Raw genomic sequence first — 931 nt, 5'->3', positions numbered from 1 at the left:
CTACACCGGCAATGGTGCGCACAATGAGCTCACTGCCGGCCAGCAGGTGCAGGATCAGTTCACGGTGACCAGCCAGGACGGCACCGCGACCAGCACCGTGACGCTGACCATCACCGGGACCAATGATGCGGCGACGGTCTCGTCGGACTCAAGGTCCGTGACCGAGGGCGATACCGCCGCGGCGCTCAACGCCAGCGGCCAGCTCAGCATCACCGACCCGGACAGCGGCGAGGCCCACATCGTGGCGCAGAGCAACGTGCACGGCAGCTATGGCGACTTCGCCATCGATGCCAACGGCGCCTGGAGCTACATCGGCAATGGCGCCCACAACGAGCTCGCCGCCGGACAACAGGTGCAGGATCAGTTCACGGCGACCAGCCAGGACGGCACGGCGAGCGGCACCGTGACGGTGACCATCACCGGGACCAATGATGCGGCAACCGTTAGCTCGGACTCCAAGGCGGTAACCGAAGGCGACACAACGTCGGCGTTGAGCACCAGCGGCCAGCTCACCATCACCGACCCCGACATCGGCGAGGCCCATGTCGTGGCGCAGAGCAACGTCCACGGCAGCTATGGCGACTTCACGATCGATGCCAACGGCGCCTGGAGCTACACCGGCAATGGCGCCCACAATGAGCTCACCGCCGGCCAGCAGGTGCAGGACCAGTTTACGGTCGTGAGCCAGGACGGCACGGCGAGCGGCACCGTGACGGTCACCATCACCGGCACCAACGACGCGGCGTCGGTCTCGTCGGACTCCAAGGCGGTGACCGAAGGCGACACGGCAGCAGCGCTGAACACTTCCGGCCAGCTGACGATTGTGGATCCCGACAGCGGCGAAGTCCATGTCGTGGCGCAGAGCAACGTCCACGGCACCTATGGCGACTTCACCATCGATGCCAACGGGGCCTGGAGTTACACCGGCAAT

The 931-nt window shown here is 65.8% G+C and carries 1 protein-coding gene; it reads left to right on the top strand.

The genetic code is table 11. The annotated features are described in order from the left end of the window. The coding region (locus CWO91_RS42320) for a VCBS domain-containing protein (RefSeq protein WP_208753156.1) at positions 1-931 on the top strand (931 nt) is incomplete at both ends.

This window comes from Bradyrhizobium genosp. SA-3, assembly GCF_004212635.1.
GTDB lineage: Bacteria > Pseudomonadota > Alphaproteobacteria > Rhizobiales > Xanthobacteraceae > Bradyrhizobium.
The sequence above is the reverse complement of the archived record's forward strand: the minus strand, read 5'-3'. Positions and strand labels throughout refer to the sequence as shown.